Genomic DNA, 14780 nt, shown 5'->3' on the forward strand with positions numbered 1-14780 from the left:
CAGCGCAGGCGCGTCAGTGGTGCGGGGTGGTGCGCGGGGAGGTCACTCCTCGCCGGCGATGAAGGCCTCGACGCGGCGGCGGCCCTCGTCGTCGGGGAGCTGCACCGGCGGGGACTTCATCAGGTAGGACGACGCCGAGATGATCGGGCCACCGATGCCGCGGTCCTTGGCGATCTTCGCGGCGCGGATCGCGTCGATGATGATGCCGGCGGAGTTCGGGGAGTCCCAGACCTCGAGCTTGTACTCCAGGTTCAGCGGGACGTCACCGAACGCGCGGCCCTCGAGGCGGACGTAGGCCCACTTGCGGTCGTCGAGCCACGCGACGTAGTCCGAGGGACCGATGTGGACGTTCTTGTCGTGGACCTTGCCCGACAGCGAACCGGTGAGGTTCGAGGTGACGGCCTGGGTCTTGGAGACCTTCTTGGACTCCAGGCGCTCGCGCTCGAGCATGTTCTTGAAGTCCATGTTGCCGCCGACGTTGAGCTGGTAGGTGCGGTCCAGCGTCACGCCGCGGTCCTCGAACAGCTTCGCCATCACGCGGTGGGTGATGGTGGCGCCGACCTGCGACTTGATGTCGTCGCCGACGATCGGGACGCCGGCGTCCTCGAACTTCTTGGCCCACTCGGGGTCGGAGGCGATGAAGACGGGGAGGGCGTTGACGAAGGCCACGCCGGCGTCGATCGCGCACTGGGCGTAGAACTTGTCGGCCTCCTCGGAGCCCACCGGGAGGTAGGACACCATCACGTCGACCTCGCGGTCCTTGAGGACGGCGACGACGTCGACGGGGTCCGCGCCGGACTCCTCGATGGTCTGGCGGTAGTACTTGCCGAGGCCGTCGAGGGTCGGGCCGCGCTGGACCTCGACGCCGAGGGTCGGCACGTCGCAGATCTTGATCGTGTTGTTCTCCGAGGCGTTGATCGCCTCGGACAGGTCCTTGCCGACCTTCTTGTCGTCCACGTCGAACGCGGCCACGAACTCCACGTCCTTGACGTGGTAGTCGCCGAACGCCACGTGCATCAGGCCGGGCACCGTGCCCGCGGGGTCGGCGTCCTTGTAGTACTCGACACCCTGCACCAGGGAGGTGGCGCAGTTGCCCACTCCCACGATTGCCACTCGAACCGAACCCATCGGGTCTTCCTTCCTTGAACCTGTACGGAGGTCTGTGCGCGCTGCGCTTGCTGAGGTCTGGCTAGGTCTGGGGTGCTGCGGTCGTGTCCGGCGGCGCGCCCGGGGCGCCGTGCTGGCCCAGGCTCCGCTCGGCGTTGATCAGGTCCGAGAGCCACCGGACCTCCCGCTCGACCGACTCCACGCCGTGCCGCTGGAGCTCGGCCGCATAGCGGTCGACCTCCTTCTCGGTCATCGACAGCTCGCGCTGCACCCGGTCGAGCCGCTCCTGGAGGCGGATGCGGCGGCCCTCGAGCACGCGCAGCCGGATCTCCATGTCGGTGCGCCCGAAGAACGCGAACCGGATGTCGAAGTTGTCGTCCTCCCACGCGGCCGGGCCGACCTCGGACATGAGGCGCTCGAACTCGTGGGTGCCGGCCTCGGTGACCTGGTAGACGATCCGGGGTCGGCGGCTGACGGTGACCGCGGTGCTCGTGGACTCCTCGATGAGGTTGCCCCGCAGCATCTTCTTCAGCGTCGGGTAGAGCGAGCCGTACGACAGCACGCGGCCCCACCCGAGCATCAGGTTGAGCCGCTTGCGCAGCTCGTAGCCGTGCATGGGTCCCTCGTGCAGCAGCCCGAGGACTGCCAGCTCGATGGTCTCTCCACGACGTGCCACGCGACCTATCGTAGCGATATATCCGCCGGTTGCGAACCACCGACCTATCGCGCGGCGCGCGGCGGCGTCCCCGCAGGCGTCCCCGCAGACTTCGCCGCAGGTCGAGCCGGGCGGTGTCGGCGCCCGGATGCGTACCCTGTCCTGGGTCGCGCCCGGGGTCACCCGTGGTGCGCCGACCGTCGTGCCGCAGATCAGGAGAAGGACCAGCGTGAGAGATGGCAAGCGCCGGGCCGCTGGCCCCGCGGTGAAGAAGTCGCCGAGCCGGGCCCCCCGCACCCGCAAGCAGAAGGTGTGGCGGGTCGCCCGGTGGCTGCTCGCCCTCGGCCTCGTGGGTGCGCTGCTCGTGGGCGCGGCGTTCGTCGTGCTCTACCAGACCATCGACATCCCGGACCCCAACGAGGACTTCGAGACCCAGACGACCTTCGTCTACTTCGACGACGGCAAGACCGAGCTGGGCCGCCTCGCCACCCAGAACCGCGTCTCGATCGACCTCGAGCAGATGCCGCAGTCGCTCAAGGACGCGGTGGTCGCCGCCGAGAACGACTCCTTCTGGACCGACAGCGGCATCGACCCGGTGGGCATCGTCCGCGCGGCCTTCAACAACGCCCGGGGCGGCTCCCGCCAGGGCGCGTCGACGATCACCCAGCAGTACGTCAAGGTCCTCTACCTGTCCCAGGAGCAGAGCTACCAGCGCAAGATCAAGGAAGCGATCCTCTCGCTGAAGGTCCAGCGCGAGCAGAGCAAGTCGCGGATCCTCGAGGGCTACCTCAACACCATCTACTTCGGCCGCGGCGCGTACGGCGTCGAGGCGGCGACGCAGGCCTACTTCCGCCGCCCCGCGAAGAACCTCGACCTGCGCCAGAGCGCGGTCCTGGCCAGCGTGCTCAACAACCCCGGCCGCTTCGACCCGGCCAACGGCGACGACGCCCGCGAGGACCTGCTCGAGCGCTACCGCTACACCCTGGGCCGGATGGCGACGCTCGACATGATCACCGACGAGGAGGCCGAGAAGGCCGAGCGCCGGCTGCCGAAGTTCCCGCCCGAGGAGGCCGAGAGCACCTACGGCGACCAGAAGGGCCACATGCTGACGATGGTCCGCGCCGAGCTCGAGCGGCTCGGCTTCGACCCCGAGGAGATCCAGGGCGGCGGGCTGCGCGTCACCACGACGTTCACCCCCAAGGCGATGGCCGCGGCCAAGCAGGCGGTCGTCGAGGAGCGGCCCGAGGGCTTCAAGGACAAGGAGCTGCACGTCGGCGTCGCCAGCGTCGAGCCCGGCACCGGAGCGGTGCGCGGCTTCTACGGCGGCCAGGACTACCTCCAGTCCCAGATCAACTGGGCGGTCTCCGGCGGCCAGGCCGGCTCCACGCTCAAGCCGTTCGCGCTGGCCGCGGCGATCGAGCAGGGCTTCTCCCTCAACGACACCTTCGACGGCAACTCGCCGTACGTCCTGCCCGACGGCACCGAGGTCACCAACCAGGGCGACGCCAGCTACGGCTCGGCGATCAACATGATCTACGCGACCCAGAAGTCCGCGAACTCCGCCTTCGTCGACATGACCATGGCGATGGACGACGGCCCGGAGAAGGTCGTGGAGACGATGAACGCGATGGGCATCCCGCCGGAGGAGGCCGGCCGACGTGCCGCGGGCTTCCCCAGCACCTCCGGCGGCCTCGAGCCGGTCGCCACCGTCGCCCTCGGAAGCGCCACGGTCAGCCCGATCAACATGGCCAACGGTTACGCCACGATCGCCAACGAGGGCGTCTACGCCGAGCCGTTCATCATCGAGAAGGTCGTCGACCGCGGCGGCGAGACCCGCTACTCCCACGCCGAGGAGGGCCCGGAGCCCAAGCGGGTGCTCGACGCCGACATCGCCGCCGACGTCTCCTACGCGCTGCAGCAGAACGTCAGCGGCGGCTCGGGCACCGCGGCGCTCGAGCTCGGCCGACCGGCCGCCGGCAAGACCGGCACCGCGACCAACGGCCGCGACGAGGTGTCCTCGGCCTGGTTCGCGGGCTACACCCCGCAGATGGCGACCGCCGTGATGTACGTGCGCGGCAAGGGCAACGAGCAGCTGATGGGCTGGCTGCCCGAGTACTTCGGCGGCGCCTACCCGGCGCGGACGTGGACGAACGCGATGCAGACGATCATGGAGGGCCTGCCGGTCGAGGAGTTCCCCGAGCCGGTGTACGTCGACGGCGACGCCCCGACCGACGGCCACGCGCCGTACGTCCCGCCGCCCTCGCCGACCCAGCAGCAGCCGCAGCAGCCCCAGCAGCCGCAGCCGAGCACCGACATCGAGACCCAGGAGCCCAGCCCCAGCCAGGAGCCGAGCCCGACGCAGGAGCCGAGCCCGACGCAGGAGCCGAGCCCGAGCTGCGACATCCTCGGGTGCGGGGAGCCCAGCTCGCCGCCGCCGAGCTCGCCCCCGCCGTCCCCGCCGTCGGAGCCGAGCGGCTCCCCGACCCCGGGCGCGGGCCCCTCCCGCGCCGCCGGCCCCCGCGGCCGCGAGTGACCTCCCGGTGAGGCCGGGCGGGGAGCACGTCCACCCCACGCAGGAGGACGCCGTCGTCCGCGCGCTCAGCGAGGGCGTCGGCGGGCCGATGGGCACCCGCGGCGCGGGCCACCGCTGGTGGACGCCGGTGCGGGTCGTCCTGCTCGTGACGGCGGTGTGCTTCGCGCTCGGGATGGTGCAGAAGCAGAGCTGCTTCGAGGACACCTGGGGCGACGGGCAGCAGCGCTACGCGCACATGTGCTACTCCGACCTGCCCTACCTCTACACCGGCCGCGGCATGGTCGAGCGCGCGTGGCCCTACACCCAGGACGAGGAGGTCCGCGACCGCTACGAGGTGATGGAGTACCCCGTCGGGATCTCCTACTGGGCCTGGGGCACCGCGTGGGTCGCGCAGGCGGCCGACCACCTCGGGCTGCCTGACCTCACCGAGCGCGCGCAGCAGCCGGTCGACTCCCTCTTCGGCACCCCGGAGGTGCAGTCGGAGATCCGCTGGTACGTCGTCGTCAACGCGCTCGGCCTCGCCGCCGTCGCGCTGCTCACCGCGTGGTTCCTCGCCCGGACCCACCGGCGGCGGCCCTGGGACGCGATGGCGTACGCCGCCTCGCCGGCGCTCGCGCTGACGGCGCTGGTCAACTGGGACCTGCTCGCCGTGGTGCTCGTCGCGGCCGCGACCTGGGCGTGGTCGCGCGACAAGCCGGTGCTGACCGGCGTGCTCATCGGCCTCGGCACGGCCACCAAGCTCTACCCGCTGTTCCTGCTCGGGGGCGTGCTCGTCGTGTGCCTGCGCGACAAGCGGCTGCGCGACTTCCTGCTCGCCGCCGCGGCCGCGGCCGCCGCGTGGGTGGCGGCCGACCTGCCGGCGTACCTCTCCGGGCCCGAGCAGTGGCGGGTGTTCTGGTCGTTCAACTCCGAGCGGGCCGCCGACCTCGGCTCGATCTGGCTGGTGGTCCAGCAGGCGACGGACACCGCGATCAGCGCGCACACGATCAACGTCGCCTCCTGGCTGTTCTTCGGCGCCTGGTGCCTGGGCGTGCTGGTGCTCGGTCTGCGCGCGCCGGAGACACCCCGGCTGGCGCAGCTGGCGTTCCTCGTCGTCGCGGGGTTCCTGCTGGTCAACAAGGTCTACTCGCCGCAGTACGTCCTGTGGCTGCTGCCGCTGGCCGTCCTGGCCCGGCCCCGCTGGCGCGACCAGCTGGTCTGGCAGGCCGGCGAGGTCCTCTACTTCGCGTCGGTGTGGTGGTACCTCGGGGAGTACCTCGCCCCCGCCGGCGGCGGCGACGCCGGGTTCTACTGGGTCGCGATCCTCCTGCGCATGGCGTGCGAGCTCTACCTCGTCGGCATCGTGGTCCGCGACGTGCTCCGCCCGCGCCACGACCCCGTCCGGGAGGCGGTCGTCGCCGCGCCGCCGCCCTCGCGCGCGCCGGCGCCTGCTGCTGGGTGAGCCTCGGGGCTCGGTCGGGCTCGGTCGGGCTCGGGCGCGAACACAGTCGTTCAATTGCGCCGAAATGTCGCGGTGGGAGCGGTTCCACCCGTCGCAATCGCTCAATTGAACGATAGTTGACGCCCGAGGAGCTGAGCACCCCGAGCCGAGCGACCTACTCGACGACCACCCGGTCGAAGGCGGTGGCGGTGAACCGCACGCGCACGTCGACCTCGTCGCCGACGTCGGGCACCCGCGAGCCGGAGGGCAGGAAGAGCATCGAGGCCTGCATGTGCGGCGGCTCGGCGAAGAGCCGCTGCTTGCCGTCGATGGAGAACGGCGAGCGGACGAAGCCGACCGCGTCCAGGCCACCGCGGGCCAGCGTGGCGGCCCGCGCCTTGAGGCCGGAGTCGCCGGTGGGTGCCTCGAGGCCGATGCCGTGGGCGGTGCCGCCGCTGACGACGAGCAGGTGACCGGACTTCGGCGCGGTCCGGCCGCGGTAGCCGAAGGAGTCGCCCCGCTCGACCGGGTGCACGTCGAGCACGGTCGCGGTCACGCGCAGCGCGCCGCGGTCGCCCAGCCACAGGGCGGTGCCGGTGCGCGGGCGGATGTCGTAGTCGGCGTACGACGCGCGCAGGGTCGCGAGCTCGGCGTCGGTGAGGTGGCTGACCCAGATCGTGCGGGTGTCGAGCTCGGCCGCGACGACGTCGGTGAGCAGCCGCTCCACCTCGCCGAGGTGGGAGCCCTGGGCGAGCGGAAGGTGGAGCGCCACCCCCTCGAGCCGGGCGCTGCGGTGGTCCGCGAGGGTCCGCGCGGCCGCCCACAGCTCGCGGGCGCTGTGCCCGTGGCGCTGCATGCTGGTCATCCGCTCCAGGACGAACCGGGCGTCGGGCTGCCGGCGCAGCAGGTCATCGACGTCCTGGGGACGGCTCAGGGTGTGCACCACCCGGTCGGCGAGGGCCGGGTCGACCTCGAGCGCGGCGCCGAAGGGCCGCCAGGGGGTGAGCACCAGGAGGCTGCCGTCGAACCGGGTGGCCACGTGCGGCAGCTCGTCGTAGGTGCCGACCGCGATCGTGTCGACGCCGAGCCACTGGCTCTTGCGGGCCAGCCGGCCGAGCGTGAACCCGTAGCCGTTGCCCTTGCACACCGGCACCAGGCCGGGGTGACCGTCGGCGACCGAGCGCAGGTGGGTGCGCCACCGGTCGCCGGCGACGTGGAGGACGAGGCTCATCGCGCTGCTCCCATGCTCAGCCGCGGCGCTTCATGTAGAGGTCGAAGGCCCGGTACAGCGGGCGGTTGAGCGGGAGGTCCCACTCGCCGGCGTACTCGACGGCCTCGCCGCCGGTGCCGACCTTGAACTGGATCAGCCCGACGTGCGGGTCGTCGGGGTCGAGGGTCTCGGTGATACCGCGCAGGTCGTAGACGTCGGCGCCGGCCGCGATCGCGGCGCGCATCATCGCCCACTGGACGGCGTTCGAGCCACGGACCTCCCGCTTCTCGGTGGAGGAGGCGCCGTAGGAGTACCACGCGTGCGTGCCGACCCGGATCGCGATCGTCGCGGCGACCAGGTCGCCGTCGTGCCGCGCGAGGTGGAGGGTGATCCGGTCCGGCTCCTCGGCGGAGAGCGCCTCGACCATGGTGCGGAAGTACGCCAGCGGGCGCGGCGTGAACCCGTCGCGCTCGGCGGTGTGGACGTAGAGGTCGTGGAAGGCCTTGAGCTCCGCGCCGAAACCCTCGGCGCTGCTGGTGGAGCTCACCTCGACACCGGCCTTGGCGGCCTTCTTGATGTTGCGGCGCCACTGCTGGTTCATGCCGGCCAGGACGTCCTCCTCCGACCGCCCGGCCAGCGGCACCTGGAAGACGTGCTGGGGCTGCCCGGCCGCGAAGCCGCCGGCCACCGCCTGCGAGCGCCAGCCGAGCTCGCGCAGCTGAGAGACCACGCGCGCCCCGGCGCCGTCGCGGTCGGTCGGGGCCAGCTCGCCGAGGCGACGTACGCCGTCGTCGGCGATGCCCTCCTTGATCGTCGCCGCGTCCCAGCGGCGCGTCACCACGGGCGGGCCGATCCGGACGCCGAACGCGCCGCGGCCCCTGACGTGGGCGGCCATCGGCGCGAGCCAGGCGGCGAGGTCCTCGTCGGCCCAGTCGATGAGCGGGCCCTCGGGCAGGTAGGCCAGGTAGCGGCGCACCTTGGGCAGCTGGCGGTAGAGCACCAGCGCCGCCCCGACCGGGGCGTCCTGCCCGTCGCGGAACCAGCCGATCGACTGGCGGCGCCACTCCGGCTTCACCCGGCCCCAGGCCGGGGTCTGCAGGAACGACGCGGAGCGCTGCGCCCGCACGAAGGCGAGGTGCTCGGTCTCGGAGATCTCGCGGACGGTCAGCACGGATCGAGGCTACTGGGCGCCGGGCCGGGCCTCACACCCGCTCGCGGAGCCAGGCGAAGTCGGCCCGGTGCTGCTCGGCGTCGCCGGGCGTCTCGCAGACCACCGGGGCGCCGGCGTCGCGGACGATCCCGGCCAGCAGGTCGGGGTCGATCCGGCCGGCGCCGAAGTTGGTGTGCCGGTCGGCGCCGGAGTCGAAGTCGTCGCGGCTGTCGTTGCAGTGCACCAGGTCGATCCGCCCGGTGATGCGGCGTACGTCGTCGACGACCGTCTCCAGGGCGTTGCCGCCGGCGTGGGCGTGGCAGGTGTCGAGGCAGAAGCCGACCCGGTCGAAGCCCTCGGCGGTGGAGATCGCGTCCCAGACCCGGCCGATCCGCTCCAGGTGGCGGGCCATCGCGTTGTCGCCGCCGGCGGTGTTCTCGATCAGCAGCGGCACCTTGATGTCGGTCGCCTCGATCGCCTTGCGCCAGTTGTCGAACCCCTTCTCGGGGTCGTCGGCCTTGTTCACGTGGCCCCCGTGGACGATCAGGCCCCGGGCGCCGACCTCGGCCGCGGCGTCCATGTGCTGCTGGAGCAGCTTGCGGCTCGGGATGCGGATCCGGTTGTTCGTGGTGGCGACGTTGATGACGTACGGCGCGTGGACGTACAGGTCGATCCCCGCGGCCTCGGCCGCCTCCTTCAGGGCGGCCGCGCCGCCGGCGTACCGCACCTGGGGGCCCTTGTAGTCCTGCGGGTCCCCGAGGAAGAACTGCACGAGCGGCGCCTGCCGGGCCTGCGCCTCGGCGATCGGGTCGGTCTGGTCGACGTGGGCGCCGATCGCGAGGTCGGGAGGGGTCTGCGAGGCCATGCGCGTCACCCTACGAGGGGTCACCGACGGGATTTCGGGGCGGTCGGCGTGCGCTGGTACCTTGTCCTGTCCTCGCGTGACCGCCCACCGACGGGTCCGGGAGCCGGGGACACCCGCCGTCCGGCCCCGGTCGCCGGCGGGACGCAAGCCCTCCTGCCACGGAGAGACCGTGGCCGCCGAAGTCCACAGGAGGTGGAGACCGCTTTGCGTGCCTACGAAGTCATGGTCATCCTCGACCCCAGCCTCGACGAGCGCACCGTGCAGCCCTCGCTCGACCGCTACCTCAACGTCATCCGCAACGACGGCGGCTCGGTCGAGTCCGTCGACGTGTGGGGCCGTCGTCGCCTCGCCTACGAGGTGAAGAAGAACGCCGAGGGCATCTACGCGGTGATCTCGATCAACGCCGAGCCGGCGACGGTCAAGGAGTTCGACCGTCAGCTCACGCTCAACGAGTCCATCCTGCGCACGAAGGTCATCCGCCCCGACGCCAAGTGAGCTCCCCGGAGCTCCCTGGGCGTCGTCCCTGTGGATGACCCCTTCCCGACGTCGGTGCCAACGGCAACGATGAGCGGGACGCACACACGACTCTGACCAGCACGAAGCCAAGGAGACCCTCATGGCAGGCGAGACCGTCATCACGGTGGTCGGCAACCTCGTCGACGACCCGGAGCTGCGCTTCACCCCCTCGGGTGCGGCCGTGGCGAACTTCCGGATCGCGTCGACGCCGCGCACCTTCGACCGGCAGTCCAACGAGTGGAAGGACGGCGACGCGCTGTTCCTCTCCTGCTCGGTCTGGCGGCAGGCCGCGGAGAACGTCGCCGAGTCCCTGCAGCGCGGCATGCGTGTCGTCGTGCAGGGCCGCCTGAAGTCCCGGCAGTACGAGACCCGTGAGGGCGAGAAGCGGACCGTCTTCGAGATCGAGGTCGAAGAGGTCGGTCCGTCGCTGAAGTACGCCACGGCCAAGGTCACCCGGGCCCAGCGCTCCGGCGGTGGCGGCGGCGGTGGCGGGTTCTCCGGCGGTGGCGGCGGCGCCTCCTCCGGCGGGGACGACCCGTGGGCCACCCCGGCGCCCTCCCAGGGCGGCGGCCAGGGCGGCGGCGGGTACGGCGGCGGCGCTCCCGGTGGCGGCCAGGGCGGTTACGGAGGCGGCGCACCCCAGGGTGGCGGCGCTCCCGCGAACGACCCTTGGGGCGCACCGGGCGTGGGCTCCGACGAGCCCCCGTTCTGATCCTCCGCACCGCGGGCCGCTGAGGCCCACCGGCTGGTCCAGCACCACCCACTCATGCACATCCCTCAACCATTCCGCCCCTGCCCGCCTCACGGCGGCGCCGGGTCGGGCTTCTAGGAAGGAAGCACCACAATGGCCAAGGCAGTGATGCGCAAGCCCAAGAAGAAGGTTTGCCAGTTCTGCAAGGAGAAGGCGACCGGTGTCGACTACAAGGACACCACGCTCCTCCGCAAGTTCATCTCGGACCGCGGCAAGATCCGCGCCCGTCGGGTGACCGGCAACTGCGTCCAGCACCAGCGCGACGTGGCCACGGCCGTCAAGAACGCCCGTGAGGTCGCCCTGCTGCCCTACACCTCGACCGGTCGCTGAGAGGAGCGGGAACGATGAAGCTCATCCTGACCCAGGAGGTCACCGGTCTCGGTGGCCCCGGTGACGTCGTCGAGGTGAAGGACGGTTACGGCCGCAACTACCTCGTCCCCCGTGGTGTCGCGATCCGTTGGACGCGCGGCGCCGAGAAGACGGTCGAGTCGATCAAGGCTGCCCGCGCCACCCGCGCGGTCCGCGACCTCGGCCACGCCGAGGAGATCAAGACTAAGCTCGAGGCGAACAGCGTGGCCGTCAAGGTCCGCGCCGGTGCCGGCGGCCGCCTCTTCGGCGCCGTCACCACCGCCGAGATCGCCGAGGCCCTCCAGGCCAGCTCCGGCGAGGCCGTCGACAAGCGCACGATCGCGATCAAGAACCCGATCAAGGCGCTCGGCAACCACGAGATCTCGGTCCGGCTGCACGACGAGGTGTCCGCCACGGTGGCCCTCAACGTCATCCCGGCCTGATCCCCCGCTGCCGCCTCGGCAGCACCTGCACCACGACCAGGGGCCGTCCCTCCGCGAGGAGGGACGGCCCCTGTCGTCGTCGGGTCGGTGCGGCTGTCGCGCCGGTGGGTCGGCGGGGTAGCTGTGCCTGGACAGCGCGTCCACCCGCAGCGCCCGCGCCGAGGTCGAGCCCCCGCGCCGAGCCCGGGCCCGGGCTCAGTGCGCGAGGACCGCGTCGATGCGGACGGACTCGCCGCGGCCGATCTTCTTGGCGCGGACCTGGATGGTGCCGCTGACCAGCGGGTCGAACTGGTCGCGGACCTGGTAGACGTGGAACCGCTCGTACGTCGCGCCCTTGAGGTTGACGGTCCGCCAGATGCTCTGGCCGATCTTGACCTCGACCTTGCCGAGCTTCGGCCCGCGGGGCGCGATCAGCCGCAGCTCGCGGACGTTCGTGCCGGGGGCGGAGACGAGGGCGCCGACCTTCGTGGTCTGCAGGAAGTCCTCGCCGAAGTAGCCGCCCTGGCGGACGACCTTCCAGCCGCTGTTCTTGCGCGCGGTCAGGTTGCGGGGGACCGAGAACTTGACGACCGCCGGGCTGGGGTCGACGTTGCCGGCGGCGTCGCGGGCGACGGCCTCGAAGCGCTGGTCGCCCGGGGGCAGGTTGCGCAGGTCGGTGGTGCCGGCGGCGCACGGCACGGGCGCCTGGTTCAGCGTGCAGGAGAAGCCGACCGGGCTGCGGTCCTGGCTGCCGCTGGCGCCGAGGACGACCTGGAGCGTCCGGGAGGTGATCATCGGCCACTCCGGGTTCTCCTCGTCGGCCAGGCCGTTGACCCGGGCCGAGCCGGAGGGCGCGGTCCGGTCGACGCGGACCTGGACCGAGGCCGGGGACTGGTCGCTGTCCTCCAGGTCGGCGGTCGGGCGCTGGCAGACGATCGGCAGGCAGTCGAAGCCCGAGAGTGAGGTGGCGTCGAGGCCGTGGTCGGCGGCGTCGACGGCGCGGACTCGGAAGGTGTAGGGCACCAGGTCCGGCCCGGTCTCGTCGGGGACGGCGTACGTCGCAGGGCTGGAGCACGCCGTCCAGGCCGCCGGCGCCGTGCGGGTCGGGTAGAACTGGCACTCGAAAGCGATGGGGTCCGTGTCGCCGTCGGTGTGCCGCCCGCCAAAGGTGAGCTGGACCCGGTCCGAGCTCACCCAGGCCTGGTCGGTCTGGGGCGCGGGTGCGACCCCGCCGAGGACCGTCTCGGGCGGCACCGTGTCGTCGCAGCGGGTCTGGTTGCTTGGCGCCTCGCTCAGGCAGCCGGGCTCGGCGAGCGCCGGCGCGGCGGCCGGGCCGGCGAGGGTGACGAGCGACGCGAGCAGTGCCGCCGCGGGCAGGGCGACGAGTCCTCGCAGACGTCGGGGTGTGGGCATGGGGGGACTCCCTCTCTCTCCTGCGGAGGACAACGGATGGGGGTCCTCGAGGCTATGGTCCAGACCGCTCGGCCGCTGGGCTTTCGCCGGATCGGCCGGCCGCGGGCGGCGCCCCGGCCCAGGCCCGCCCAGAGCAGGCGAACAGCTGCCAGATGACGAACAGCAGCGTGAGCACCGCGAGGGCGCCCGTCGGCGCGGCGAGCGCGGCGACACCGACGCCGAGCACCAGGACCGGCAGGGCGGCGACGGCCACCGTCAGCGTCACCGCGAGCCGCAGCCGCCGGGCGGCCGGGAGGTCCGCGGCCGCCGTCGCGCGACGGGCGAGGACGTGGCACAGGAGCGCGACCAGGCCCAGCTGCGGCAGGGTCAGCGCCCAGGCCACGGAGTCGTCGACCTCCTCGAGCGCCTCGCCGACGGACGGGACCCACAGCGGCACCGCGACCGCGCCGGCCAGCGCGGCGAGCCCCAGCAGGACCGGCCGCAGCTCCAGGCCGGCCGGGAATCGGACGAGGCCCACCAGCACGAGCACCCAGCCCAGCGGGTCCGGCAACGCGTCGTACTCCCCGAAGGAGGCGGTCAGCCCGACCACCAGCAGTCCCATGGCGACGGACTGCAGCGGCTTCACGGGGTCAGGCTACGGACGCCGGTGACCAGCCAGGCGTCGCCCCGGGCGCGGTGGAGGAGCACGACGAGGCGGGCGCCCATGAAGACCGCGGCGAACACCGCCCACACCACGACGAGGCCACCGTCCAGCAGCGTCGCGGCCAGCACCGCAGGCGCGTGCAGGACCAGCACGAGCAGGCCTGCGCGGGCCAGGTAGGGACCGTCGCCGGCGCCGATCAGCACACCGTCGAGGACGAACACCACGCCGGCGACCGGCTGGCCGAGCGCGGCGACGACGAGGACGGGCACCAGCAGGTCCTGCACGGCGGCGTCGCCGGTGAACAGGCGACCGAGGACCGGGCTGGCCGCCGCGAGCAGCAGCCCGGTGACGACGCCGCTGATGATGCCCCACCGGACCATCCGGTCGGTGACGGCGCGGGTGGCGGCGACGTCGCCGGCCCCGAGGTGGCGGCCGGTGATGGCCTGCGCGGCGATCGCGATCGCGTCGAGCACGAAGGCGAGGAACGTCCACAGCGTCATCGCCAGCTGGTGGGTGGCGAGGTCGACCTCCTGGTCCCGCCCGGTCGCGCCGATCGTGACGGCGTACGTCGTGACGAGCAGCGCGGCGCGCAGGGTCAGCGTGCGCACGACCAGCGCGACGCCGGCGCGGCCCGCGGCCCGGATGCCGCGCCAGTCGGGCGCGAGGCCGGCGCCCTCGCGGCGGGCGCCGCGGACCACCACGGCCAGCAGCGCGGCCGCGCTGGCCACCTGGGCCAGCACCGACCCGATCGCCGAGCCGGCCAGCCCGAGCCCGTCCCAGCCGCCGAGGCCGTACACGAGGACCACGTTGAGGACGATGTTGAGCGCGTTGCCGGCGACGGCGACGACGAGCGGGGTCCGGGTGTCCTGCAGCCCACGCAGCACGCCGGTCGTGGCGAGCATGACCAGCAGCGGGGTGGTGCCCAGGAAGGCGATGCGCAGGTACGTCGTCGCGTGCTCGGCCACGGCCGGGCTCGGGTCGAACAGCGCGACCAGCGGGTCGGTCAGCACCACGCCGATCGCCGTCACCACCACGCCGAGGACGACCGCGAGCCAGACCCCGTCGATGCCCTGGGCCAGCGCACCGCGGGTGTCGCCCGCGCCGAGGTGGCGCGCCACCGCGGCGGTCGTCCCGTAGGCGAGGAACACGCACAGCCCGACGGCCGTCTGGAGGACCACCCCGGCGACGCCGAGGCCGGCGAGCTCGGGCGTCCCGAGGTGCCCGACGACCGCGGCGTCGGCCAGGAGGAACATCGGCTCGGCCACGAGGGCGAGGAACGCGGGGAGGGCCAGCCGCAGGATCTCGTGGTCCAGGGCCACGTCCTCGGGTCGGCGCACCCGGACAGGGTAGTCCTGGTAAGGGCCATGATCCGCCACTGACCCCTACGCGGGTAGTCCGCAGGAAGCGGTGGAAAACCCCGGGTTGTCTGTGGATACCCCGGGGCCGGGCCGCTTTGTCGACAAACCACCCGGTGACCGACGGGTGGTCGGGAGGTGAACCGAATTGGTGGCCGACTGATTTCACTCCACATCGTCCGCGATTCGTTTCCGCAGGTCAGCGCGGTGCGACCGCGTGGACGGGGCGCTGTCTCCACAGGGCGGTCCCCATGCTGTGCACAGTCCGTCGCGTGTCCTCCACGGGTTCTCCCCGGTTATCCCCAGGACCTGTGGACAAGGTGGTGTCGCCGGTGCCGTCCGGCCACGTACGGTCCGGGGGTCGCGGACCGATGTCGGTGCTCCTCCCTACC

The 14780-nt window shown here is 72.4% G+C and carries 14 protein-coding genes; 6 read left to right on the forward strand and 8 right to left on the reverse strand.

Annotated features, from left to right (window positions below):
- Nucleotides 1–42: 42 nt before the first annotated feature.
- Both QWY28_RS05035 and QWY28_RS05040 read right to left on the reverse strand, forming a co-directional pair.
- A complete protein-coding gene (locus QWY28_RS05035) occupies nt 43–1128 on the reverse strand; it encodes an inositol-3-phosphate synthase (protein ID WP_300951192.1) in 1086 nt (361 codons plus the stop codon).
- A gap of 61 nt (nt 1129–1189) precedes the next feature.
- Complete coding sequence (locus tag QWY28_RS05040) at nt 1190–1783, reverse strand: PadR family transcriptional regulator (RefSeq protein ID WP_300951193.1); 594 nt, start codon at nt 1781–1783, stop codon at nt 1190–1192.
- A 208-nt stretch (nt 1784–1991) separates the two neighbouring features.
- Here QWY28_RS05040 and QWY28_RS05045 point away from each other — a divergent pair, with 208 nt between their 5' ends.
- Both QWY28_RS05045 and QWY28_RS05050 read left to right on the forward strand, forming a co-directional pair.
- Nucleotides 1992–4295: a transglycosylase domain-containing protein gene (locus tag QWY28_RS05045; RefSeq protein WP_300951194.1), complete on the forward strand. Its 2304-nt coding sequence runs from the start codon at nt 1992–1994 to the stop codon at nt 4293–4295.
- A 7-nt stretch (nt 4296–4302) separates the two neighbouring features.
- A complete protein-coding gene (locus QWY28_RS05050; protein ID WP_300951195.1) occupies nt 4303–5736 on the forward strand; it encodes a glycosyltransferase family 87 protein in 1434 nt (477 codons plus the stop codon).
- A 154-nt stretch (nt 5737–5890) separates the two neighbouring features.
- Here the strand turns inward: QWY28_RS05050 and QWY28_RS05055 are convergent, their stop codons facing one another.
- The 3 genes from QWY28_RS05055 to QWY28_RS05065 are packed head-to-tail and all read right to left on the reverse strand — an operon-like array spanning nt 5891 to nt 8940.
- Nucleotides 5891–6946, reverse strand: a complete 1056-nt coding sequence (locus tag QWY28_RS05055) for an alanine racemase (protein WP_300951196.1) — start codon at nt 6944–6946, stop codon at nt 5891–5893.
- Between the two features lie 16 nt (nt 6947–6962).
- Nucleotides 6963–8096 carry a lipid II:glycine glycyltransferase FemX gene (locus tag QWY28_RS05060; RefSeq protein WP_336622403.1) on the reverse strand — a complete coding sequence of 378 codons (1134 nt, stop codon included), beginning with the start codon at nt 8094–8096 and terminating at the stop codon, nt 6963–6965.
- Nucleotides 8097–8127: 31 nt separating this feature from the next.
- Complete coding sequence (locus tag QWY28_RS05065; RefSeq protein WP_300951197.1) at nt 8128–8940, reverse strand: deoxyribonuclease IV; 813 nt, start codon at nt 8938–8940, stop codon at nt 8128–8130.
- Nucleotides 8941–9144: 204 nt separating this feature from the next.
- Here QWY28_RS05065 and rpsF point away from each other — a divergent pair, with 204 nt between their 5' ends.
- The 4 genes from rpsF (at nt 9145) to rplI (ending at nt 10998) form a co-directional block, all read left to right on the forward strand.
- Complete coding sequence (gene rpsF / locus QWY28_RS05070; RefSeq protein WP_300951198.1) at nt 9145–9435, forward strand: 30S ribosomal protein S6; 291 nt, start codon at nt 9145–9147, stop codon at nt 9433–9435.
- Between the two features lie 121 nt (nt 9436–9556).
- Nucleotides 9557–10168 carry a single-stranded DNA-binding protein gene (locus QWY28_RS05075; protein ID WP_300951199.1) on the forward strand — a complete coding sequence of 204 codons (612 nt, stop codon included), beginning with the start codon at nt 9557–9559 and terminating at the stop codon, nt 10166–10168.
- A 132-nt stretch (nt 10169–10300) separates the two neighbouring features.
- Nucleotides 10301–10537 carry a 30S ribosomal protein S18 gene (rpsR, locus tag QWY28_RS05080; RefSeq protein WP_154612378.1) on the forward strand — a complete coding sequence of 79 codons (237 nt, stop codon included), beginning with the start codon at nt 10301–10303 and terminating at the stop codon, nt 10535–10537.
- A gap of 14 nt (nt 10538–10551) precedes the next feature.
- On the forward strand, nt 10552–10998 hold the full coding sequence (gene rplI, locus QWY28_RS05085) for a 50S ribosomal protein L9 (RefSeq protein WP_300951200.1): 447 nt from the start codon (nt 10552–10554) through the stop codon (nt 10996–10998).
- A 195-nt stretch (nt 10999–11193) separates the two neighbouring features.
- On the opposite strand, the gene QWY28_RS05090 is transcribed toward rplI, so the two are convergent.
- The 3 genes from QWY28_RS05090 to QWY28_RS05100 are packed head-to-tail and all read right to left on the reverse strand — an operon-like array spanning nt 11194 to nt 14370.
- Entirely contained in the window at nt 11194–12390 is a 1197-nt protein-coding gene (locus QWY28_RS05090; protein WP_300951201.1) for a hypothetical protein, read from the reverse strand.
- A gap of 52 nt (nt 12391–12442) precedes the next feature.
- Nucleotides 12443–13015 (reverse strand): hypothetical protein, encoded by a 573-nt coding sequence (locus QWY28_RS05095; protein ID WP_300951202.1) that lies wholly within the window; start codon nt 13013–13015, stop codon nt 12443–12445.
- On the reverse strand, nt 13012–14370 hold the full coding sequence (locus QWY28_RS05100; RefSeq protein ID WP_300951203.1) for an MATE family efflux transporter: 1359 nt from the start codon (nt 14368–14370) through the stop codon (nt 13012–13014). The genes QWY28_RS05095 and QWY28_RS05100 overlap by 4 nt, the downstream gene beginning before the upstream one ends.
- Between the last annotated feature and the right edge of the window lie 410 nt (nt 14371–14780).

This window comes from Nocardioides oceani (assembly GCF_030412965.1).
GTDB classification, from domain to species: Bacteria; Actinomycetota; Actinomycetes; order Propionibacteriales; family Nocardioidaceae; genus Nocardioides; species Nocardioides oceani.